At 71.5% G+C, this 21,983-nt stretch carries 20 protein-coding genes; 12 read left to right on the top strand and 8 right to left on the bottom strand.

All coding sequences use genetic code 11. The features are described 5' to 3' along the window. Positions 1-8 precede the first annotated feature (8 nt). Positions 9-1,067 (top strand): lysophospholipid acyltransferase family protein, encoded by a 1,059-nt coding sequence (locus H8R17_RS37430; protein ID WP_187827669.1) that lies wholly within the window; start codon positions 9-11, stop codon positions 1,065-1,067. Between the two features lie 84 nt (positions 1,068-1,151). On the opposite strand, the gene H8R17_RS37425 is transcribed toward H8R17_RS37430, so the two are convergent. The 4 genes from H8R17_RS37425 to H8R17_RS37410 form a co-directional block, all read right to left on the bottom strand. Then, positions 1,152-2,390, bottom strand: coding sequence for a DUF5667 domain-containing protein (locus tag H8R17_RS37425; protein ID WP_187827668.1), 1,239 nt, complete (start codon positions 2,388-2,390; stop codon positions 1,152-1,154). 282 nt (positions 2,391-2,672) lie between these two features. Further along, the gene (locus H8R17_RS37420) at positions 2,673-3,452 is read right to left on the bottom strand and encodes an ECF subfamily RNA polymerase sigma factor, BldN family (RefSeq protein ID WP_187827667.1); all 780 of its coding nucleotides are present in this window, start codon (positions 3,450-3,452) and stop codon (positions 2,673-2,675) included. Between the two features lie 471 nt (positions 3,453-3,923). Then, positions 3,924-4,877 (bottom strand): hypothetical protein, encoded by a 954-nt coding sequence (locus H8R17_RS37415; RefSeq protein ID WP_187827666.1) that lies wholly within the window; start codon positions 4,875-4,877, stop codon positions 3,924-3,926. 4 nt (positions 4,878-4,881) lie between these two features. After that, positions 4,882-5,283, bottom strand: a complete 402-nt coding sequence (locus tag H8R17_RS37410) for a hypothetical protein (protein ID WP_187827665.1) — start codon at positions 5,281-5,283, stop codon at positions 4,882-4,884. 135 nt (positions 5,284-5,418) lie between these two features. Between H8R17_RS37410 and H8R17_RS37405 the strand changes: the two genes are divergently transcribed. Next, the gene (locus H8R17_RS37405) at positions 5,419-8,619 is read left to right on the top strand and encodes a CHAT domain-containing protein (RefSeq protein WP_187827664.1); all 3,201 of its coding nucleotides are present in this window, start codon (positions 5,419-5,421) and stop codon (positions 8,617-8,619) included. Positions 8,620-8,634: 15 nt separating this feature from the next. Here the strand turns inward: H8R17_RS37405 and H8R17_RS37400 are convergent, their stop codons facing one another. Further along, positions 8,635-9,570 (bottom strand): HAD family phosphatase, encoded by a 936-nt coding sequence (locus H8R17_RS37400; RefSeq protein ID WP_187827663.1) that lies wholly within the window; start codon positions 9,568-9,570, stop codon positions 8,635-8,637. A gap of 105 nt (positions 9,571-9,675) precedes the next feature. On the opposite strand from H8R17_RS37400, the gene H8R17_RS37395 reads away from it, so the two are divergent. From H8R17_RS37395 to H8R17_RS37375, 5 genes are all read left to right on the top strand, one after another. Next, entirely contained in the window at positions 9,676-9,960 is a 285-nt protein-coding gene (locus H8R17_RS37395; RefSeq protein WP_187827662.1) for a glutaredoxin family protein, read from the top strand. 334 nt (positions 9,961-10,294) lie between these two features. Then, positions 10,295-11,059 (top strand): redox-sensing transcriptional repressor Rex, encoded by a 765-nt coding sequence (locus tag H8R17_RS37390; RefSeq protein ID WP_187827661.1) that lies wholly within the window; start codon positions 10,295-10,297, stop codon positions 11,057-11,059. Continuing rightward, on the top strand, positions 11,056-12,891 hold the full coding sequence (locus H8R17_RS37385; protein WP_187827660.1) for a glutamyl-tRNA reductase: 1,836 nt from the start codon (positions 11,056-11,058) through the stop codon (positions 12,889-12,891). The genes H8R17_RS37390 and H8R17_RS37385 overlap by 4 nt, the downstream gene beginning before the upstream one ends. 131 nt (positions 12,892-13,022) lie before the next feature. Further along, the gene (hemC, locus tag H8R17_RS37380; protein ID WP_262505818.1) at positions 13,023-13,991 is read left to right on the top strand and encodes a hydroxymethylbilane synthase; all 969 of its coding nucleotides are present in this window, start codon (positions 13,023-13,025) and stop codon (positions 13,989-13,991) included. Then, positions 13,988-15,694, top strand: a complete 1,707-nt coding sequence (locus tag H8R17_RS37375; RefSeq protein ID WP_187827659.1) for a bifunctional uroporphyrinogen-III C-methyltransferase/uroporphyrinogen-III synthase — start codon at positions 13,988-13,990, stop codon at positions 15,692-15,694. Before hemC ends, H8R17_RS37375 begins: the two co-directional genes overlap by 4 nt. Before the next feature lie 136 nt (positions 15,695-15,830). Here H8R17_RS37375 and H8R17_RS48955 read toward each other — a convergent pair whose 3' ends face one another. Together H8R17_RS48955 and H8R17_RS37365 are read right to left on the bottom strand one after the other, a co-directional pair. Further along, entirely contained in the window at positions 15,831-16,436 is a 606-nt protein-coding gene (locus H8R17_RS48955) for a Scr1 family TA system antitoxin-like transcriptional regulator (RefSeq protein WP_223125938.1), read from the bottom strand. Continuing rightward, positions 16,402-16,911, bottom strand: a complete 510-nt coding sequence (locus H8R17_RS37365) for a hypothetical protein (protein ID WP_187827657.1) — start codon at positions 16,909-16,911, stop codon at positions 16,402-16,404. Before H8R17_RS37365 ends, H8R17_RS48955 begins: the two co-directional genes overlap by 35 nt. Positions 16,912-17,145: 234 nt before the next feature. Here H8R17_RS37365 and hemB point away from each other — a divergent pair, with 234 nt between their 5' ends. Beyond that, positions 17,146-18,138: a porphobilinogen synthase gene (gene hemB, locus H8R17_RS37360; protein WP_187827656.1), complete on the top strand. Its 993-nt coding sequence runs from the start codon at positions 17,146-17,148 to the stop codon at positions 18,136-18,138. Between the two features lie 5 nt (positions 18,139-18,143). Here the strand turns inward: hemB and H8R17_RS37355 are convergent, their stop codons facing one another. Then, positions 18,144-18,812: a YceI family protein gene (locus tag H8R17_RS37355; RefSeq protein WP_187827655.1), complete on the bottom strand. Its 669-nt coding sequence runs from the start codon at positions 18,810-18,812 to the stop codon at positions 18,144-18,146. A gap of 225 nt (positions 18,813-19,037) precedes the next feature. On the opposite strand from H8R17_RS37355, the gene H8R17_RS37350 reads away from it, so the two are divergent. From H8R17_RS37350 to H8R17_RS37335, 4 genes are all read left to right on the top strand, one after another. Then, a complete protein-coding gene (locus H8R17_RS37350; RefSeq protein WP_187827654.1) occupies positions 19,038-19,940 on the top strand; it encodes an SAM-dependent methyltransferase in 903 nt (300 codons plus the stop codon). Between the two features lie 98 nt (positions 19,941-20,038). Further along, positions 20,039-21,268, top strand: coding sequence for a PLP-dependent aminotransferase family protein (locus tag H8R17_RS37345; protein ID WP_187827653.1), 1,230 nt, complete (start codon positions 20,039-20,041; stop codon positions 21,266-21,268). A gap of 236 nt (positions 21,269-21,504) precedes the next feature. Beyond that, positions 21,505-21,669, top strand: coding sequence for a hypothetical protein (locus tag H8R17_RS37340; protein ID WP_187827676.1), 165 nt, complete (start codon positions 21,505-21,507; stop codon positions 21,667-21,669). 107 nt (positions 21,670-21,776) lie between these two features. Next, complete coding sequence (locus H8R17_RS37335) at positions 21,777-21,953, top strand: hypothetical protein (protein ID WP_187827652.1); 177 nt, start codon at positions 21,777-21,779, stop codon at positions 21,951-21,953. Positions 21,954-21,983: the final 30 nt, after the last annotated feature.

Raw genomic sequence — 21,983 nt, 5'->3', positions numbered from 1 at the left:
CATCAACGATGGCGGATGCCAAGGTCATTCCGTTCGACGACGACCGGTCCCGCGGGAGCGCCGTGCAGCGGCAGCCGCGGCGCCGGAGTGCGGGGAGCCGGCGCAAGGGCACGGAATCCGCACTGGTGCGTGAGGTCCAGCCCCTGCCCAGCAGGGCGTCGGCGCAGGATGATGTCCCTGTGACACGTGAGCAAGAGCCGCCGCAGCGGCCCGGAGACGACGACAGCGGCGGGCTGGAGCGGCGCATCGCGGGCGGACTCGCCTTTGTGCGCCGCCGCCTCACCGGTGACTACGAGGTCGACGACTTCGGCTACGACGAGGAGCTCACCGGCCAGGTCCTGATGTCCCTGCTGCGCCCGCTGTACGAGAAGTACTTCCGGGTCGAGGTGAAGGGCATCGAGAACATCCCGTCCGAGGGCGGCGCCCTGATCGTCGCCAACCACTCCGGGACGGTGCCGATGGACGGCCTGATGATGCAGGTCGCCGTGCACGACAACCACCCGGCCGGCCGCCATCTGCGGCTGCTGGCGGCGGACCTGGTGTTCGTCCTGCCGGTGGTCAACGAGCTCGCCCGCAAGCTCGGCCACACCCTGGCCTGCGCGGAGGACGCCGAGCGGCTGCTCGCCCAGGGCGAGGTCGTCGGAGTGATGCCGGAGGGCTTCAAGGGCATCGGCAAGCCCTTCGGCGACCGCTACAAGCTTCAGCGCTTCGGCCGCGGCGGCTTCGTCTCCACGGCCCTGAAGCAGGGCACGCCGATCGTGCCGTGCTCGATCGTCGGGGCCGAGGAGATCTACCCGATGATCGGCAACGCCAAGACCCTGGCCCGCCTGCTGGGCTTCCCGTACTTCCCGCTGACGCCGACCTTCCCGTGGCTGGGCCCGCTGGGCGCGATCCCGCTGCCCACTAAGTGGACGATCCAGTTCGGCGAGCCGATCCCCACGGACGGCTATCCGCCGGAGGCGGCCGAGGACCCGATGCTGATGTTCAACCTGACCGACCAGGTCAGGGAGCAGATCCAGCACACGCTGTACAAGCTGCTGGTGCAGCGCCGGTCGGTGTTCTTCTAGAGCCCATACGTCCTGGAGCGGTACGACGACGGGGGCGCCCCTCGTGAGAAGGGCGCCCCCGCTGCCGTACGACCGCCTGGCGCGCTAGCCGGCGTCCTCGCCCTCGATGCCGAGGCCGGGCAGGAGGCCGGGGAGCAGCGGCGGGAGGGTGACGTCGGGCTGGCCGGCCGGCGGCTTGGTGCTGGCGGACGGCGAGGCGCTGGCGTCGGCCTCGCCCAGTGGCGGGTCGAACAGGCCGCCCGTGTTGCCGCCGAGCAGGCCGTCGTCCTCGCTGCCGGAGCCGGCCGAGCGGCTGGGGCCGCTGCCGGGCTGGCCGCCCTCGGTGCCGTTGCCCGTGCTGGGCGCGGCCGAGCGGTCGGTGCCGGAGGAGCCGCCGGGGGACGCCGGACCCGTATCGCCCCGCCGCTGGCCGTTGCCGCCGTCCTGGGCTGGGGGTTGCGGCAGCAGGGACTGCAGGGGGGCGACATCTGCGTCTATGGCGGCGAACACCGACGACACCTCCTCGCTCACGTCCCCGAGCTGCACGGGCAGCCGCTGGCGCAGCTCGCCCCAGGCCTCGCGGTGCGAGCGGGAGAAGGAGGACAGGGCCTGGATGGGGCCGAGGGAGTCCGGGTCGCGCTCGTACACCTCGTGCAGCAGCCGGTGGCCCTCCGAGGCGTCGTGCCGCATGCCGGACAGGGCGCGGCGGACCTCACCCAGGGACTCGTGGTCCAGGGGGCCGCTGCGGCCGCGCTCCATCAGGCGGCGGGCCTCGCCCAGCCGGGTGGAGGCCTGGGCGAGATAGGCCCGGCCGCGCTCGCCGTCCCCGTCGGCGAGGCCGCGCTTGAAGTCCTCTATGCCGCGCTTGAGGCCGTAGAGCGAGTCACCGGGCAGGGCGGCGGAACTGGCAGCGGCGACTCCGCCGAAGGCACCCGCGGCCACACCGACGCTGAGCCCGCCCGCGGTGAGGCCCTTGGCCAGCCGTGACCGCGGCCGGAGCTTCCCCAGCGGGGTCGCCCGGTGAGAACCCTTGGCCCGGCGGCGCTGTTCGGGCACCGAAGGGTCCGCCGCCTCGCCCCCGGCGGCGCCCTCCTGCAGCATGGCCTCGAAGGCGGCCACGAGCTGGGCCCGCTGGACGACCTTGACCTCGGGGTCCAGCTCCGGCTTGGGCAGCTCGCCGAGACCGGAGGCGAGGGCCAGCAGGCTTGCCTGCTGGGTCTGTTCGGCGGCGGCCGGCGGTGCCGATCCTTCGGACTGCTCGGCCGCCGTACCCCGCTCGGACTGCTCCTCCAGGGCCTGGGCGAAGGCGTTCGCCCGCCGGTGCGCCGATACGTTCGCGATCACTGGCGGCACCTCCTCTCGTCATGACGGTCGACTCCCCAGGGGGTCCTGAGGGTTCCACACCCTGACCGCAACCACACGATCGAGTGACCGGAGTCGGTCAAGGAGTGACCACAGGGAGCCTGCATCCCGCACAACGAGCGGCGCGGCACTTGGGTTACGGACGGCGGTTGTACGGATGGGGAAGCCAACCGACTTTCAGTGAACGTGAGTTGGGCGTTGCTGAGCGTGTCGTGCTGAGCGCGTCGTGGGTATGGGTCCGGGTGTCCTCGGCGGGCGGTGCCGTCAGCGGGCGTCGTCGGGCAGGAGCCGGGCGAGGGTGCGGACGGCGCGGTACTGGAGGGTCTTGATGGCGCCCTCGTTCTTGCCCATCACGCGCGCGGTCTCGGCGACGGAGAGGCCCTGGAGGAAGCGGAGCGTGACGCACTCCTGCTGCTGGGGGTTGAGCCGTCGTACGGCGTCGAGGAGGGTGGCGTTGGACAGCGACTCCAGGACGGAGTCCTCCGGGGAGCGCTCGACCTCGTTGGCGTCGAGCATCTCGCCGGTGGTGACCTCGAGGCGGAAGCGGCTGGACTTGAAGTGGTCCGCGACGAGGTTGCGGGCGATGGTGACGAGCCAGGCGCCGAAGTCGCGGCCCTGCCAGGTGAAGGTGCCGATTCTGCGCAGGGCGCGCAGAAAGGTCTCGCTCGTCAGGTCCTCGGCGGTCGCCTTTCCGCCGACCCGGTAGTAGATGTACCGGTACACGGTGTCGCTGTACTGGTCGTAGAGGCGGCCGAAGGCGTCGGCCTCGCCGGACTGGGCGCGCTCCACGAGGTCCATCATGCGGGCGCTGTCGCTGTCCGCGGCGGGGCGGCGTGCGGTGGCTGCGCCGGACGGGCGGCTCCGTCTGCCGACCGCGGCGGTGCCGTCGGCTAGTGCGTAGCACGGGCCGACGGGGGTGGCGGGGGCGAAGGCGGGGGCGGCGTACGCGGTGGGGACGAGACCGCGCAACAGGTTCTGGACCGTAGCGACCGTTGCGCAGAGCGTCGCCAGGCCCGAGGCGTCAACCCCGACGTGTGGGTACACGGGACTCCCAGAGGCAGAGCTTCCATCACGTGCAGTGCGGGACCGTTCACCCGTCGTAGCGACGGAGAGGTACCGGTTTGCGTCTGAGGAGAATAACGCTTCGTATAGGCCCCGCTACACCGAGTTGCTCAAATCGTCGATCGCGTTGCTTCTGTAGCCGTTTGACGCCCGATCAAGTGCTATGTAGTGAACGATTGTTGACCGTATGAGTTCGGATTCCGGGCGAGTGCGGGGCGTGTTGTGGCCGTGTGCAGCCAAGAAGACTGGACAGAGGGTTGCGGGGGTACGCCAGTTGGATTGACGGCGTTTCGTGTGTCGGTCGGATTTTGGCCGAGTCACGGTCCGGCGTGTGCGAGTGCCGTGCGCTGGTGTGACCGTCGGGGCCCGCGGCGGAGCCGCTGATGGGCCGGCCTCGAATGCCGGGCGGGCCGGGATGTGCCGGTTGGCGTCGGGGAGCTGTGGCGCTCGGTGTTACTGCGGGAGTGGCAGGCGTAGGGGTGGTGGTGGGGGTGTGGCCTGGGTCAGGTAGGCCGTCAGGGCTGTGCCTGTTTCGTGCGTGAGGGGGCCGGGGGCGGCTATGCCCAGGTGGTGGGCCAGGGTGCGGGTGTGGAGGCGGGTGGCGGCTTCGACGAGGGTGGCGTATGTGTCCGTTGCGGTGCGGAAGCGGAGCCAGCCTGTGGTCGTCACCGTGAGGGGGATGAGCGCGGCCGGCCACCATACGGCGGCGACGCAGATGTACAGCAGGCCCCAGCCGGTGAGTGTGGCGGCGCGGGACATGGTTTCCCGGGCGGCGGTGACCTCGGCTCGGGTGGTGTCGGGGGCGTGCAGCCACAGGTGGGGCCAGACGACGGTGACGTCGATGCCGAGGTCTTCGCGCAGGCGGGACTCCACGCCGCGCAGCCGGTCGCCGGTCCAGGTGGGACGGTCGGGCCGGGCGTCGGCGACCTGGTGGAGCCGGTGGCGGGCGACGGCCACCTGGAGCGCGGCCGCGTCGGGATCGGCGCCGTCCAGGTGCTGGGCCGCCCTGGCGTGTCCGACCCGGTCCCGCCACCGGTCGTACCGGCCGCGGCGGCGGGCGATCCGGTGTTGCACGAGCCGGTGCGTGGGCGTGGGCCAGCCCGGCCAGTCGGCGGCGAGCCAGAGACGTTCCAGGAGGGAGCCCAGCGCCTGGGCGACCACACCGCAGGCCGCGGAGGCGAGCAGGAAGGCCAGCAGCAGGACGAGGAGGTGCGCGGGGGAGTCGGTCAGGTGGGTGCTGGTGCTGCGGTCGAGGCGGCCGGGCAGCGCGGCGATGTCGTACCAGTCGCCGTGTCCGAGCCGCGCTCCGGCGAGCAGCGCGGCCAGGAACAGGGCGCCCGGCAGCACCAGGAGGGACAGCCAGCGTTCGGCGAGCCGTTTGCCGAGTTCGGCCAGCAGTCCGTTCACGGGGTCACACCCTCTTCAGGAGGAGGGGAGTGCCGTCGAGGTCGCAGGTGGGCGGTCCGTCCGGGGTCGTATCCGGCCAGTGGTGGCGGGTGCAGCGGCGGTGGGGGCAGAGGTAGAGCTGCATCGGCCGGTCGGTGCCGCCGAGGCCCGCGAGCTGGGCGCCGGTGCCGCGGGTGCGTCCGTACAGGCCGCGCGGGTCGCCGTCGGCCTGGAGGTGCTCGTGCAGCAGCCGTACCGCGTCGTCGACGTCCCCGTCGTCCCGCACGGCCGCCAGCAGTTGGTCCACGGGCCCGTCGTCCCCGCTCGCCCCCCTGCGCAGCTCGTCGCGGATGTCGTCGAGGTGGGCGAAGAAGTGGGCCAGGGCCTCGGCCGTGCGCCTGGCCTGCCAGGAGGGTCGGTCGGTCATGCGTCTCTCCGGGGGGCGGTGCGACCTGCTCGTGCGGGGCGCTGCCTGATGGTCGGCTGGTCCGCACAGTGACGACCTCGGGGCGTTCTGTCAACTCCTGTGGAGAGGTGGGTACTTGGACTACTGTCGGCGTATGTGAACAGTGAACCGGAGCCGCCCCGCCGCGATCGGGTTCTGGCCGCCGTGCGGGTGCGGCTGCGGCAGGTGAAGGGCGGCGGGGACGCCGCCCTCGTGCGGTTGGCGCAGGCGCACGCCGAGGCGGAGGAACTGCGCGCGCTCCTCGCCGCGGACCCGGGGGACGTCGAGGCCGCGTACCGGCTCGGCTGGCTGGCCTTCCTGCAGGAGATGGCGCAGCCGTGGGACGACGACCGCACCCCGGCCGCGCTCACCGCCGTGGTGGAGCTGTTCGTCCCGTGCCTGCTCGCGGGCGTCAGCGATCTGCCGCGGGACCTGCGGCGGCACGTCGGCGACTTCGCCGAGCCTCTTCTCATCCCCCGGCTGAAGCAGATCCTCGTCTCCTCCGACCCGGTCCTTCTGGACACGGTCATCGACGAGTACGGGTACGTGCTCGGGGCGACGCCCGACGGTCATCCCGGCCTGGCGCAGCGGCTCGCCAACCTGGGGATCGCCCTGGAAACGCGCTTCGAGCGCCGGGCGACGCACGAGGACCTGGCCGCGGCGATCGACGCCTACCGCAGGGCGGTCGAGGCGACCGGCCCGGACGACCCCGACCTGGTGCTCCGGCTGAACGGTCTGGCGGGTGCCCTGCGCAGCCGGCACGAGCAGTACGGCGACCTCGCGGATCTGGACGAGGCGATCGCGGCCATACGCAGGGCGGTGGACTGCGTTCCCCCGGGCGATCCCCGTCGCCCCATGGCGCTGTCCAACCTGGGCTTGGCGTTGAGGTACCGCTTCCAGCGGGGCACGGATCCGGCGGATCTGGATGAGGCGATCACGGTCGGTCGGCGGGCGGTGGAGGCCAGTGCCGCGGACGACCCCGGGCGGATGTTCCGCCTGAACAACCTCGCTGACACGCTCCTGGGCCGGTACGTCCGGTTCCAGGGAAGGTCGGATCTGGACACGGCCGTCACAGCCCTGCGTGCAGCGCTCGACGCGATGGCCCCGGACCACCCCGAACGCTGGTCGGTGCAGACCGCCCTGGGCTACGCGTTCACCCTGCGGGCAGCCCGGACCAAGGACCGGGGGGACTTCGACGCCGCGGTCGCCGCGCAGCAGGCCGCCGCCCGGCTCGTCCCGGCCGGTCATGCCCACCGCTGGCGTGTGCTGGTCCAGCTCGGCATGGCCAAGCACGTCCGGCTGGAGTACGGCATCCTGGCAGGCGAACCGGCCCTGGACTGGCAACCTATAATCTCCGCCTTCCGGGCGGCGGTCGACGCCGTTCCGGCGGACCACACCCAGCGGGCGACCTGTCTGGCCCACCTCGCCGCAGCACTCGACAACCGGGCCCGTACCACGAGCGCGGCACCGGCGGACCTGGACGAGACCGTCGCCGTTGCCCGCGCGTCGCTGGCGGCCACCGCCCCCGGGAACTCGGAACTGGGACACCGGCTCCTCGTGCTGGGCAGCGCACTGCGAACCAGGTTCCGGCGGACCGGAAACCCGGCGGACCGGGAAGCGGCGATCGCCACGTACGAGCGGGCCGCCGCCGAGGAGACAGCGGCGCCCTCCACCCGTGTGTCGGCAGCCCGGCGCGGCTCGGTGCTCCTGGCCGAGGCCACGGACGTACGGACCTCGGACCTGCTCCGGACCGCCGTAGAGCTGCTGCCCTCGCTCGCCCCGCGCCATCTGGAGCGCCACGACCAGCAGTACACGCTCGGCGAGTTCGCCGGCCTGGCCGCGGACGCCGCCCAGTGGACCCTCGCCCGCGGCGACGACCGCAACCGGGCCCTGCGCGCGCTCCAGCTGCTGGAGACGGGCCGCGGCGTGCTGCTCAGCCAGGCCCTCGACACCCGCAGCGACCTCACCGAACTCCGCGCGAAGCACCCGGAACTCGCCGACCGTTTCGTCGCGTTGCGCGAGGCACTCGACGTACCGTCGCAGGACTCCGTGTTCCTCCCGCTCGGGGGCACGGACCTCACGGACGCCCGGCCGCGCGACACGACGGCCCGTGACTTCGCGGCCCTACTCGACGAAATCCGCTCCCTCGGCGGTGAGTTCGCGTCCTTCGGGCTGCCACCCTCCGCGCGGGAACTGCTGCGCGGCGCGGAGCAGGGCCCGGTCGTCGTGGTCAACGTCAGCGGCTACGGCAGCAGCGCGCTGCTGCTCACCACGGACGGGGTGAGTGCCATGGCGCTGCCCCGCCTGCGGTACGACGACCTCCGCTGGGCCGTGGACACCTTCCAGCAGGCGCTGCGGGAGGCCGCCTCGAGCGCGGACGGCGACCGGCGCCGGGAGGCGCAGAAGAAGCTGAGCGGACTCCTCGAATGGCTGTGGGACGTGGTCGCGGAGCCCGTGCTGCTCCGGCTCGGACACGACCGGGAGCCCCCGCCCGGGGCGGACTGGCCCCGGGTGTGGTGGGTACCGGGCGGACTGCTGGGCCTGCTGCCGCTGCACGCCGCCGGGTACCACGGCACCCGGACGGAGCCCGACCCGCAGCGGCGGGCCGTCATCGACCGGGTCGTCTCCTCGTACGCGCCCACGGTGCGGGCCCTGCGCCACGCCCAGCAGCGCGACCGCGCCCCCGCGCGGGACGACCGTGCCCTGATCGTCACGATGCCGGCCACGCCCGGACTTCCGGACCGGGATCTGGCCCACGTGGAGATGGAACGGGAGATGCTGTGCGAACGGCTGCCCGGGCACGTCCTGCTCGAACCCGACGCCCCCGCCGACCGCACACCGACCCGCGACAACGTCCTGTCCCACCTGCCGAGTTGCCGCGTCGCCCACTTCGCCTGCCACGGCGAGACCGATCCGGTGGACCCCTCCAGGAGCCGGCTGCTGCTCGCCGACCACGCCACCGCGCCCCTGACCGTCGCGAGCCTCGCGCCGCTGAGCCTGGACGAGGTCCGGCTGGCCTTCCTGTCCGCGTGCCGCACGGCCGCCGTCGACGCCGAGGAACTGGTGGACGAGTCCATCCACCTGGGCTCCGCGTTCCAGCTCGCGGGTTTCCCGCACGTCGTCGGCACGTTGTGGGAGACCGCGGACGACACGGCCGTGGAGATCGCCGACGCCTTCTACGGCGGCCTGAGCACCGGCGAGGGCACGCTCGCCTTCGCTGCCTCCGCGCAGGCCCTGCACACGGCGGTCCGCACCCTGCGCAAACGCACCCGCCTCTCGCCGTCCCTGTGGGCCGCCCACCTCCACGTGGGCGCCTGAGCCGCCGGGGGAGGGCTAACGGCGGCGCCGATGCAGCGCGATGGCCGCCGCCGTGCCGCCGGCCACCGCGCCGACGCCGGCTGCCGCGGGGATGCCGACCTTGGCCGCCTTGCGGCCCGTGCGGTAGTCGCGCAGGCGCCAGTCGAGGGTGCGCGCGTGCTTGCGGAGCTTGGAGTCGGGGTTGATGGCGTAGGGGTGGCCGACGAGGGAGAGCATCGGGATGTCGTTGTGCGAGTCGCTGTAGGCGGCGCAGCGGGAGAGGTCCAGGCCCTCGGCGGCGGCCAGCGCGCGCAGGGCTTCCGCCTTCGCCGGGCCGTGGAGGGGCTCGCCGACCAGCTTGCCCGTGTAGACGCCGTCCACCGACTCCGCGACCGTGCCCAGGGCGCCGGTCAGGCCCAGGCGGCGGGCGATGACCTGTGCGATCTCCACCGGTGCCGCTGTGACCAACCACACCTTCTGGCCCGCGTCCAGGTGCGCCTGGGCCAGCGCCCGGGTGCCGGGCCAGATGCGTTCGGCCATGTACTCGTCGTAGATCTCCTCGCCGATGGACTGCAGCTCGGAGACCCGGTGGCCCTGCACGATCGACAGCGCCGAGTCGCGGGCCTCCTGCATGTGCTCCGGGTCCTCGACGCCCGCCAGCCGGAACCACGCCTGCTGCCATGCGAAACGGGCCAGGTCGCGCGTCTCGAAGAACTTCCGTTTGTACAGGCCCCGGCCGAAGTGGAACAGCGCGGCACCCTGCATCACGGTGTTGTCGAGGTCGAAGAACGCGGCGGCCTGGACGTCGCCGTGCACCGGGAACTCCGGTTCACCGGCGGCTTGTGCCTGTGCCTGTGCCTGTTCCTCTTCCTGGGAGGACTTGCGGGCTGCCTCCGCCGAGGCCTCGCCAGCCAACACGCTCCGCGCCGTGGCGGAGCGCCTACGGGGAGTGAGCCATCCGAGAGCGGCCATGGCGTGAGCATAGCCAGTTTGTTCGGTGATTCCGGAGTCGAGAGGTTTGGAGCTTGTGAACTCTCCGCATCGGGGCCGTTAAAGAGTTTCCCGCCGCGCGCGAGAATGGCCGACATGAGCCCCCTCTTCCGCCGCAGGCCTCCCCAGGACCGCCTCGTCACCCTCATCGGCAAGCCCGGCTGTCATCTGTGTGATGAGGCACAGGTGGTGGTGGAGAAGGTGTGTGGTGATCTCGGCGTCCCCTGGGAGAAGAAGGACATCACCCAGGACCCTGAGCTTCACGACCAGTACTGGGAGCAGATTCCCGTCGTCCTCGTCGACGGCAGGCAGCACACGTTCTGGCGCGTGAACGAGGCCCGTCTTCGCAAGGCTCTGCAAGGCGCCGAGTGAAGTCCTGGTGAAGCCCTGCGAGGCGCCGACCAGGCGCAACTGACCGACCGGTTCAAGTCGCCCGCGATGTCGCTTAGGATCGATGGCGACGTGGTCTCGGGGGCGTGGATCGTGAGGAGAGTGTGCGGGTTTGCCCCCAGGGAGCGTGGAACAAAGGTGCAGGTGCGCCGGTTCCCCACAGGTGTGCGGGGCGCGCGTGACCCCGGTCACGTTCGCCGGGCAAATCGGACACCATCTTTGTGCACGCGTTCACAAAGACATAGCCTGCTGTCGACGGGGCGGTCGTGCAGTGACGTCTGACCGCCTGCAGCCCCGCTCTACCCGCAGGAGCACCGTGGCAACTGGCCGAACTCACCGACCGGCGACCCGCAGCCGAGGGATTCCCGAGGCCACCGTCGCCAGGCTTCCGCTGTACCTAAGGGCCCTCACCGCGCTCTCGGAGCGCTCGGTACCCACGGTCTCGTCCGAGGAACTCGCGGCCGCGGCGGGGGTCAACTCCGCGAAGCTGCGCAAGGACTTCTCGTACCTCGGCTCCTACGGGACCCGCGGCGTCGGCTACGACGTCGAGTATCTCGTCTACCAGATCTCCCGTGAACTCGGCCTGACCCAGGACTGGCCGGTTGTGATCGTCGGAATCGGTAACCTCGGCGCCGCACTCGCCAACTACGGCGGGTTCGCCTCGCGCGGTTTCCGGGTCGCCGCGCTGATCGACGCCGACCCCGTGATGGCCGGGAAGCCCGTCGCCGGGATCCCCGTGCAGCACACGGACGACCTGGAAAAGATCATCAAGGACAACGGGGTGTCGATCGGCGTCATCGCGACCCCCGCCGGCGCCGCCCAGCAGGTCTGCGACCGGCTCGTCGCCGCCGGTGTCACGTCCATCCTGAACTTCGCGCCGACCGTGCTGAACGTGCCGGACGGCGTGGACGTGCGCAAGGTCGACCTCTCCATCGAGCTGCAGATCCTCGCCTTCCACGAGCAGCGCAAGGCGGGCGAGGAGGCCGCGGCCGAGGGCGCCCTGCCGCCCGCCGCGACCGTCCACGACGCGTCCGCCGACCAGGGGCCAGACGGGGACGTACCCGCCGTGATGCCGGCATGAGTCTCCTCGTCGTAGGCCTGAGCCACCGCAGCGCCCCGGTCAGCGTGCTGGAGCGGGTGTCGCTGAGCCCGGACGCGCAGATCAAGCTGCTCCAGGACGCGGTCGCCGCCGAACCGGCCGCCGAGGCCGCGGTGCTGGCCACCTGCAACCGCATCGAGCTGTACGCGGACGTGGACAAGTTCCACGCCGGTGTCGCCGAGCTGTCCACGCTGCTCGCCCAGCACAGCGGGGTCGGCCTGGACGAGCTCACGCCCTATCTCTACGTGCACTACGAGGACCGGGCCGTCCACCACTTCTTCTCGGTGGCCTGCGGACTGGACTCGATGGTCGTCGGCGAGGGCCAGATCCTCGGCCAGATCAAGGACGCGCTGGCCCGCGCGCAGGAGCTGCACACCGCGGGCCGCCTCCTCAACGACCTGTTCCAGCAGGCCCTCAGGGTCGGCAAGCGCGCCCACTCCGAGACCGGCATCGACCGCGCCGGGCAGTCCCTGGTCACCTTCGGCCTGGAGCAGCTGGCCCGCGGTGGCGACGTCGAGGCCTGGGCGCGCGGCAAGAAGGCCCTGGTCATCGGCGCCGGTTCGATGTCCTCGCTGGCCGCGGCGACCCTCGCGCGCGCGGGCGTCGCGGAGATCGTCGTCGCCAACCGGACGTACGACCGCGCCGAGCGGCTCGCCGAGATCCTCACCGAGGGCGATGACACGGACGTGCTGGCCCGCGCGGTACCGATGGAATCGGTGCCGGTCGAGCTGACACGTGCCGACGTCGCCGTCTCCTGCACGGGCGCGACGGGACTGGTCCTGACGGCCGAGGCGGTCGCGGCGGCGGTCGAGGGCCGGGGACCCGCGGGCGGACCCGGCACCGGGGAAGCCGCAGGCGGTCGTACGACGCCACAGCCGGGCCCGGCGGGTGCGGCGCTGCAGTCGGGCCCGGCGTCGCCTGCCGGACGTGGCGATGCTCCGGCGCCCACGGACCTCGGCGGCGATGACGCCTGCCCGCTCGACCTGTCCGGCGTGCCCGGGACCGCCGCCTTCTCCGTGCTCGGGGACGCGGCCGTGGCCGGGATGGCCGCCGCCGAGCTGGAGCAGCACGCGGCCTGGGTGGACAACGGCACCCCGGAGACCGCGGGCCGTGCACAGCGCACGCAGACCAGGCCAGGCGGCGTGGTCGCGCTCGACCCCGCCGAGGACGCCGACGCCATCGCCGCGCTGGCCGCCACCGTGGCCGTCGTCGGCCGCGTGCCCGAGCGGCGCAGACCCGAGCCGGTCGCCGAACCGCAGCGGCCCGAGCCCGTCCTCTTCCTCCTCGACCTCGCGATGCCGCGCGACATCGACGCGGCCGTGCACCGGCTGGCCGGACTGCGGCTGGTGGACATCGAGTCGCTCGCCGAGGCCTCCGCAACTCCCACCGATGAGCGGACTCTGTCCGCGGGGCCGATAGCGGCCGACGTCGACCAGGTCCGGCGTATCGTCTCCGACGAGGTCGCTGCCTTCGGGGCGGCGCAGCGGGCCGCGCACATCACGCCCACCGTGGTCGCCCTGCGCACCATGGCCGCCGATGTCGTCGCCGGCGAGATCGCCCGCCTCGAGGGGCGGCTGCCCGCCCTCGACGACAAGCACCGCGCCGAGATAACGCAGACCGTGCGGCGCGTGGTCGACAAGCTGCTGCACGCGCCGACGGTACGGGTCAAGCAGCTCGCGGCCGAGCCCGGCGGCGCCGGGTACGCGGACGCGCTGCGCACCCTGTTCGACCTCGACCCCGAGACCGTGGCCTCGATCTCCCGAGCCGATGACAGCAGCGACAGCACCACCCGGAAGAACCGAGGGCCGCAATGAACGACGCGCGTGAGCCGCAGGGGCGCGCCGGTGTCGAGAGGCCGAGCGCGCGGAGGCCCGAAGGGCTGAGCACGGTCGGACACCCGCCACCGGCTGAAGCGCCCCGGAGGCGTGAGCCAGAAAAAGGGGCTTTGAGGCTCGGCACCCGGCGCAGCCGGCTCGCCATGGCCCAGTCCGGGCAGGTGGCCGAGGCCGTGCGCCGGCTGACCGGACGGCCCGTCGAACTCGTCGAGATCACCACGTACGGCGATGTCTCGCGTGAGGCGCTCGCACAGATCGGCGGCACGGGCGTGTTCGTCACCGCACTGCGGGACGCGCTGCTGAAGGGCGAGGTCGACTTCGCGGTTCATTCGCTCAAGGACCTGCCGACCGCGCAGCCCGAGGACCTGGTCCTGGCCGCCGTACCGGTGCGCGAGGACCCGCGGGACGTGATCGTCGCCCGGGACGCGCTGAAGTTCACCGACCTGGCTGCGTCCTCCCCAAAGAGGGCCCGCATCGGCACCGGCTCACCGCGCCGCATGGCCCAGCTGAACGCGTACGCCCGCAGCCACGGCCTGGACATCGAGACGGTCCCGATCCGCGGGAACGTCGACACGCGGATCGGATACGTCCGCGACGGCGAGCTGGACGCGGTGGTGCTGGCGGCTGCCGGCCTGAGCCGCATCGGCCGCATCGACGAGGTGACCGACTTCCTGTCGGTCGACACGGTTATGCCCGCCCCTGGCCAGGGGGCACTGGCGATCGAATGCAGGGCGGGGCACACCGCCCAAGACGCTGCCCTGATCGCCGCGCTCGGCGAGCTCGACGACCCGTTCACGCGGGTCGCCGTGACCGCCGAGCGGTCACTGCTCGCCGCCCTGGAGGCCGGCTGCTCCGCCCCCGTGGGTGCGCTGGCCGACCTGTTGGCCGACGGGCAGACTGTCAAGGAAATGCGCCTGCGCGGCGTCGTCGGCACGACCGACGGCACCTCGCTGGTGCAGCTGTCCACCACCGGTCCCGTGCCCGAGACGCATGACCAAGCGCTGGCGCTCGGTCGCGAACTCGCCGCCGAGATGCTTGCCGCGGGCGCGGCCGGTCTGATGGGGGAGCGAGCACATTGAGCCCCACCACCCTTCCCGCCGGTCCTGAACACGGGCACGTCACCTTCCTCGGTGCCGGACCCGGAGATCCGGGACTGCTGACCTTGCGCGCCGTCGAGGCGCTGGCGAACGCGGACGTCCTCGTCGCCGAGTACGAGGTGCTCGACGTCGTACGCGCTCATGCCAGGCCGGGCGTCGCCGTCGTGAACACCGAGACGGATCCTTCGTCGGACTCCGCTCCGGGCACAGGCACGCCCCAGCTAACGGTAGTTGACGCAGCGTCAACAACCGCTGGAGTCCCCGCTGTGCGGGATGCCGCACATCTTGTCATGGAGGCCGCGCGGGGCGGCAGGCGGGTCGTGCGCGCGGTGTCCGGGGACCCGGGACTTGATACGTACGCCACCGAGGAAATGCTCGCCTGCGCCGCCGCGGGTGTGCCCTTCGAGGTCGTGCCCGGCATCGCGGCCGCGGTCGGTGTGCCCGCGTACGCGGGTGTGCCGCTGCGGGACCAGCAGGGCGCGGACGTCAGATTCGTGGACGCGCGCACGGCCTCCGACCGGTGCTGGATGGAGGTGGGCGCGTCGGACGGCACGGTCGTCGTGTCGACGACGCTGGACTCCGTCGCGGCGGCCGCCGGTGAACTGGTGTCCGCCGGACGTAAGCCGGACACCCCGATGACGGTCACGATCGCCGGTACGACCACGCGTCAGCGGACCTGGACGGCGACGCTCGGGACCGTCGCGCAGACGCTGAAGCAGGCGAAGGTGCTGCCGTCGCCGGAGGGCGCGCGGCCGGTGATAGCCGTGGTCGGTGAGCGCAGCGCCGCCGCACAGCGCGACCAGCTCGCGTGGTTCGAGTCCAAGCCGCTGTTCGGCTGGAAGGTGCTCGTGCCGCGGACCAAGGAGCAGGCGGCGTCGCTCTCCGACCAGTTGCGGTCGTACGGGGCCGTGCCGCACGAGGTTCCGACGATCGCCGTGGAGCCGCCGCGCACGCCCCAGCAGATGGAACGCGCGGTCAAGGGCCTGGTGACCGGCCGTTACGAGTGGATCGCGTTCACCTCGGTCAACGCGGTGAAGGCGGTCCGGGAGAAGTTCGAGGAGTACGGGCTGGATGCCCGGGCCTTCGCCGGTATCAAGGTCGCCGCGGTGGGCGAGCAGACCGCGAAGGCGCTGGTCGCCTTCGGCGTGAAGCCGGACCTGGTGCCGAGCGGGGAGCAGTCCGCCGCCGGTCTGCTGGAGGACTGGCCGCCGTACGACCCGGTCTTCGACCCGATCGACCGCGTGTTCCTCCCGCGGGCCGACATCGCCACCGAGACCCTGGTCGCCGGGCTGATCGAGCTGGGCTGGGAGGTCGACGACGTCACCGCGTACCGGACCGTGCGGGCCTCGCCGCCGCCGGCTCAGACGCGGGAGGCGATCAAGGGCGGCGGCTTCGACGCGGTGCTGTTCACGTCCTCGTCGACGGTCCGGAACCTGGTGGGTATCGCCGGCAAGCCGCACAACGTGACGGTGATCGCCTGCATCGGCCCGGCCACGGCCAAGACCGCCGAGGAGCACGGGCTGCGGGTGGACGTGATGGCCCCCGAGCCGTCGGTGCACAAGCTGGCGGAGGCACTGGCCGACTTCGGTTCGCGGCGGAGGGCTGCCGCCGTGGAGGCCGGGGATCCGGTGACGCGGCCGAGCGAGCGGCGACCGGGGGCTCGGCGGCGGCGGTCTACGACGTGAGGTGGGGCGGGGCGCGCTTGTCGGTGTGCTCCGCCGCGCCGTTGCACGGGCGGAATCGGTCCTCGCCTGCAGGATGATGCCCCGCGTTCGAGGCCGTGTGTTGTGTCAAATTCCTTGCTAGAGCCGTCTGTTCATGTCAACCTGCAAGGCTTTGCACACGGCATGACGACCGGAACTCTGGGGGAAACACACGGTGAGGGCGGCGACAGGCAGCCCGTCCGGCGATGACCAGCAGATCAGGCGGCTGGCCGCCGGCTCGTCCAACTTCGGCCACCTGATCACGCATGAACCGTTGTTGGTGACCCTCGTTGAGAATCCACCAGGAGTCCGGTGGATTGTCGCGCCGAAGGACCTCCTGGCGGCTCAGGCGGGCCGCCACCAGGCCGTCGATCTCCTGCGGGCTCATTCCCGGCTCGCCCTCGACGAACAGCGCGCGCATGTACGCCGCTGTCTGAAGCAGCCCGGGAATGATGCTGGCGCCGTACTCCTGAATCCGCGCCGCCTTCGCCTCCAGCTCCAGGCAGTCACGAAGATCAGGCGGATCGTGCTCTTGCTCGGCATCTCGGTGGCTTGGAGGTCGTAGCCGAGTTCGTAGCCGATCGCCGTGATCTTGTCGGAATCCCGGCCCTCGAAGCCTCCGAGAAGGGACTCGGCGCGCCCCCGCCCGTCGAAGGTGGCCAGGATCTCGGCGTCTTTCATCGTGCTGCTCACTTTCCCTGCCGGGCGGCGTTGTCTTTCTCACTACCGGCCTTCCAGGCGTTTTCGAATGCCACGAGCAGATTGCCGCCCGGCAGCGCCGACTGGACGGTCTGTCGGTCGTTCTGCGGCATGAAGTATCCGAGTGCGGTTGGATCGGCGATGAAGGAGGCAACAGTGTCCACCAGGCCGAAGTTGGCCGCAGCGTCAGCCGCTCGGCTCGAGGCGACCCCGACGGCTGCCGCCGCTGCGGCGAACTCGGGGGCCAGCGGACCTGTGATCGGGGCGATAAGCATGATCACTAGCGAGCTCGCGCCCAGCGCACCGCTTACGGTCGCGAGGACATCGCCGAGGGCGGCTATGGCGTTCGCGTGGTCCTTGAGCCACTTGACCGCGTCGGCCACGGCAGCGCTGACGGCCTCTGCGATGACGTCGTCGATCGCGGCCAGGGCATTTCCGATGTTGACGAGCGTGTCGCCCAGTTTGTCCAGCCGGCCCGGTTCATTCGGCGCGATGTCCATCGCCTTGTCGAGGCGTCGCGCTACCGCCCGGCCTTCCAGGTCGTAGTCGGTGGCCAGCTTGCGTGCTTGGGCGCGTATCCGGTCGAGATCGGATTCCGCCGTACTGGCTGCCAGCTCCGCCGCGGATCTGTCCTTTTCGGTCTTCTCCTGTTTGCGTGCCGTTGCGGTGTGCGGGCTTCCGGCTCCGACGGGACGTCGGCAAATGCGCTGTCGGGCCCGGCGTAGCGTAGGTGTATGACGAAGTACGGTTCCTTTCCCGGTGCGCGGCCGCGGCGGCTGCGTACGTCGGCTGTCATGCGGCGGATGGTTGCCGAGACGCGGTTGCACCCCGCCGACTTCATCCTGCCCGCGTTCGTGCGGGAGGGGGTCGGTGAGCCGGTGCCGATCGCGGCGATGCCGGGGGTCGTGCAGCACACGCGGGACAGTCTGAAGAAGGCGGCCGCTGAGGCGGTGGCGGCCGGGGTGTCCGGGATCATGCTGTTCGGGGTGCCGGAGGAGGGGAAGAAGGACGCCCTCGGGACGCCGGGGACGGATCCGGACGGGATTCTTCAGGTCGCCCTTCGGGATGTGCGGGCCGAGGTGGGGGACGACCTGCTGGTGATGTCCGATCTGTGTCTCGATGAGACTATTGATCACGGGCATTGCGGGGTGCTGGATGCCGAGGGGCGGGTCGATAACGACGCGACCCTGGAGCGGTATGCCGAGATGGCTCAGGTGCAGGCCGACGCCGGTGCCCATGTGGTGGGGCCCAGCGGGATGATGGACGGGCAGATCGGGGTCATCCGGGACGCTCTCGATCAGATCGGGCGGGAGGATGTGGCCATCCTCGCCTACACCGCGAAGTACGCCTCCGCCTTCTACGGGCCCTTCCGGGAGGCCGTTGCCTCGTCGTTGCAGGGGGACCGGAAGACGTACCAGCAGGATCCGGCCAACGTGCGGGAGTCCCTGCGGGAGCTCGCGCTGGATCTGGAGGAGGGCGCCGACATGGTGATGGTCAAGCCTGCCGGGCCCTACCTCGATATCCTCGCGCGGGTCGCCGACGCCGTGGACGTGCCCGTCGCCGCCTACCAGATCTCCGGCGAGTACTCGATGATCGAGGCCGCCGCCGAGCGGGGCTGGATCGACCGGGACCGGGCCATCCTGGAGTCGCTGACCGGCATCAAGCGGGCCGGAGCGCGCAACATCCTCACCTACTGGGCCACCGAGATGGCCCGGAAGCTGCGCTGAGTCGCTCAGCCTGCCGAGACGGGGGCGCGGATGGCGGCGATGTCGAGTTGCAGGCGCACCTTCTCGCTCACCATCGCCCCGCCCGTGGCCAGCCGGCTGTTGTAGGTCAGGCCCCATTCGGAGCGGTTGAAGGTGGTGGTGCCGTCGAAGCCGACCCGTTCCTCGCCGAAGGGGTCGGTGACGTGGCCGATGTAGGTCAGCTCCAGGACGACGGGACGGGTGGTGTTCTTGATGGTGAGGTCACCGGTCATGCGGTACAGGTCGTCGCCCGCGAACTGCACGGCGGTGCTGGCGAACCGTATGCGGGGGTAGTTCGCGGCGTCCAGGAAGTCACGGTGGACAAGGTGGGCGTCGCGCTGTTCCACGCCGGTGTCGACGCTGGCGGTGGACATCACGATCTCGGCGCGCGACCGGGCGGGGTTGCGGCCGTCGAAGTAGAGCCGGCTCTCGTATTCGGCGAAGGCGCCGCGCACGGTGGTCACCATGGCGTGCCGGACGGAGAAGCCGATGCGGCTGTGTGCCGGGTCGATCACCCATTCGCCGGTCAGATCCGCCAGGGCGGGATCCGGCAGAACGGCAGTGGTGGTGGGGGAGGCCGGCGACCCGGCGGTGCGCTGTGAGGGGATGGGTGGCGCCTTGCGGCGGGACATCACGCCGCGGTTGAACAAGTTCATGATTCATCTGGGTACTGCACAATAGTTTAATCCGCAAGCTTGTGCGATGGCGGGCGGTGGAGACTCCGCGAAATCCGCACCGGCCATTCACCTGCCGGACGGCGGGCCCGGGAGTACCTGCACGGGCATTGCGCGGGCACCATCAAGTGGCGTGGAGCGGTAGGTTGTTGACCATTCTGACGTGGTTGCTTGTTGAAGCACCTGACTCTCCAGGGGGGAGAACCCATGCCCGGTGACGCGCTCGACCAGGATTCCGCCGAGCTGCGCCGGAGGTTCGACAGCTCCAAGGCGCACCCGGCCCGCGTGTACGACGTCTTCCTCGGCGGCAAGGACAACTACCCGGTGGACCGCGCCGCGGCGGCCGCCGCCCTCGCCGCCAACCCGCGCGGATACCTCGACGTACGGCACAACCGGGACTTCATGCGCCGGGCCGTTACGCGGCTGGCGCAGGAGGACGGCATCCGGCAGTTCCTGGACATCGGCACCGGGCTGCCGACCGCGGAGAACGTCCACCAGATCGCCCAGCGCATCAACCCCGGCTCGCGGGTGGTGTACGTCGACCACGACCCGGTGGTGCTCGCGCACGCCCGCGCCCTGCTGACCAGCGGACCCGAGGGCCGTACGGACTACATCGACGCCGACCTGCGCAGCCCGGCCCAGATCCTCGAACAGGCCGCGAAGACCCTGGACTTCGACGAGCCGGTCGCGCTCGTGCTCGTGGCCCTCCTGCACTTCGTGGAGGACGAGGAGGCCTTCCCGGTGGTGCGGGAGCTGGTGGGCGCGCTGGCGCCGGGCAGCCGGCTGGTGATCAGTCACATCACCGAGGACCTCAACCCCGAGAGCATCCGCGCGGTGCAACGGACGTACACCGAGCGCGGGTTCACCTTCGTCCTACGGTCGAAGGAGGAGGTCGCGCGGTTCTTCACGGAGACACCGGGAGTGACGCTGGACGAGCCCGGCGTCGTACCCGTCCATCACTGGTTCCCGAGCCCGGCGCCCGCGCCGAAGGAGGTCGACCAGGCCTACTACGACAGCCTCGACGACATTGAGAAGATCCGCTACCGGGACATCAACGACGTCACGGACGCCGACATCAACGTGTACGCGGCGGTCGGACGGAAGGGCTGAGGAAGCAGGGCGGCGTCCGGATCGCGGAAATGTGGTTGTAGGCGGCAGTCATTTCCCTAGGGTGCGGGCAGCACCCGTAACCCGACAGGAGCCGCCAGGTGACCGTGACCGACACCGCCGCCGTGCCCGCACCCGCCGCCCCCGTGCCGCCGCTCGCGGCACGGGTGACCGCGATCGGCGGTTCGCCCGTACGGGACATCCTCGCCGTCACCGCCCGCCCCGAGGTGATCAACTTCGCGGGCGGGCTGCCGGCCCCGGAGCTGTTCGACGCCGAGGGCATCGCGGACGCCTACCGGGCGGTGCTCGCCGACACCCCCGCGCGGGCCCTGCAGTACGCCACGACCGAGGGCGAGCCCGCCCTGCGCACCGCGCTCGCCGCCCGGACCGGCGCGCGCGGTCTGCCCACCGACCCCGACGACCTGCTCGTCACCACCGGCTCGCAGCAGGCGCTGTCCCTGCTCGCCACCGCGCTGCTCGACCCCGGCGACACCGTCCTGGTCGAGAACCCCTGCTATCTGGCGGCACTCCAGGCCTTCGGCCTCGCCGGCGCGCGCATCCTCCCCGTGCCCTGCGACGCGGGCGGCATCGACCCGCAGGCCCTGGACGAGCTGGTGGCGCGCGAGCGGCCCAAGCTGCTCTACACGGTGCCCACCTTCCAGAACCCGACAGGCCGCACGATGCCCGCCGGGCGGCGCGCCGCCGTGGCCGCCGTCGCCGCCCGGCGCGGGCTCTGGCTGATCGAGGACGACCCGTACGGCGAACTCCGCTTCGAGGGCGAGCGGCTGCCGTGGCTCGCCTCCTACGACGGCGTCCGCGACCGGACCGTGCTGCTGGGCTCCTTCTCCAAGGTCATGGCGCCGGGGCTGCGGTTGGGCTGGCTGCGGGCGCCGGCCGGTCTGCGGCGGGCCTGTGCGGTCGCCAAGCAGGCCGCGGACCTGCACACCCCGACCGTCAACCAGCTCGCCGCGGCACGGTACCTGGCCGACCGGGACCTGGACGCCCATGTGCGGCGGGTGGCGGCGGCGTACCGCGAACGCCGGGACGCCATGCTCGCGGGCCTCCCGGCGGCCCTCCCGGAGGGGGCGGTGTGGAACAGGCCGGAGGGCGGCATGTTCCTCTGGGTCCGGCTCCCGGAGTCGTACGACACGACGGCCCTGCTCCCGCGGGTGGTCCGGCAGGACGTGGCGTACGTCCCGGGCGCTCCCTTCTACGCCGGTGAGCAGGATGTGCGCACCCTGCGCCTGTGCTTCGTGACCCAGACACCGGAGGAGATCGCGGAGGGGCTGCGCAGGCTGGGGAAGGGACTGCGGGCCCGGCCGGCGACCTAGTGCCCCGGCAGGCAACGTTCGCCCCGTCGCGGCGCCCGGCACGCCCTCTCCCCGCACCGGCCGAAAGCCCAAGTACGTCCAGTACGAGGGCTTCGGGCCGGCACGCCGAGAGCACGCACCGGACGCCGCTCCTTGACGGGCAAACGTTGCCTGTCGGGGCACCTAGCTTGTCGTTCAAGTGCGCCACGAGCGCAGAGAGTGAGGTCGATGTAGGCAGACCCACTTGATGCGGTGCTGTGCAGATGATGAAGGTTTTGTGGCCCTTCGGCGTCGGCCGGCAGCTCGACAAGCGGGAAGCTTTCGCGACGCTGTCACGCTTCCGGGCGGAGTTCTACGAGTGCCTGAGCGGACGTGGGGATGCCCTGTTCGATCTGGCTGACGCGCTGCTGGCCGACCGGTAGCACGGCACGACGTCGGACGTGTCCTGGCCACCGGTGAGACATACGCCCGCCCAGCCCACCATAAAAAGGAACGAAGCCCCGCCGCCAACGGGACTACGCTCCCGCCGGTGACCACACAACCGACGAACGAAGCCGCCATCCAGCAGTGGAACACCATGCCCCGCAAGGTGATGGAGGCGATGGAGCCTGACGGCGACTTCGCCAAACGCCATCTGATCAATCCGGTGCTACCGGGATTCATTCGCAGTGCATCGGCCTTCAGGCCGGTGGTGAAGCGAATCTGATGGTGGCGACGCGGAGCGTCGCCGTATCCG

The sequence above is a fragment of the Streptomyces sp. TRM68367 genome, from assembly GCF_014495685.1.
GTDB lineage: Bacteria > Actinomycetota > Actinomycetes > Streptomycetales > Streptomycetaceae > Streptomyces.
This window is presented reverse-complemented; position numbering and strand designations above follow the sequence as displayed.

Bases quoted from the DNA above. Each gene is read 5' to 3' on its own strand.
- H8R17_RS37385 (WP_187827660.1), top strand. From the start codon at position 11,056: ATGAGTCTCCTCGTCGTAGGCCTGAGCCACCGCAGCGCCCCGGTCAGC.
- H8R17_RS37365 (WP_187827657.1), bottom strand. From the start codon at position 16,911: ATGGACATCGCGCCGAATGAACCGGGCCGGCTGGACAAACTGGGCGAC.
- H8R17_RS37355 (WP_187827655.1), bottom strand. From the start codon at position 18,812: ATGAACTTGTTCAACCGCGGCGTGATGTCCCGCCGCAAGGCGCCACCC.
- hemB (WP_187827656.1), top strand. From the start codon at position 17,146: ATGACGAAGTACGGTTCCTTTCCCGGTGCGCGGCCGCGGCGGCTGCGT.
- H8R17_RS37400 (WP_187827663.1), bottom strand. From the start codon at position 9,570: ATGGCCGCTCTCGGATGGCTCACTCCCCGTAGGCGCTCCGCCACGGCG.
- H8R17_RS37430 (WP_187827669.1), top strand. From the start codon at position 9: ATGGCGGATGCCAAGGTCATTCCGTTCGACGACGACCGGTCCCGCGGG.
- H8R17_RS37410 (WP_187827665.1), bottom strand. From the start codon at position 5,283: ATGACCGACCGACCCTCCTGGCAGGCCAGGCGCACGGCCGAGGCCCTG.
- H8R17_RS37350 (WP_187827654.1), top strand. From the start codon at position 19,038: ATGCCCGGTGACGCGCTCGACCAGGATTCCGCCGAGCTGCGCCGGAGG.
- H8R17_RS37395 (WP_187827662.1), top strand. From the start codon at position 9,676: ATGGCCGACATGAGCCCCCTCTTCCGCCGCAGGCCTCCCCAGGACCGC.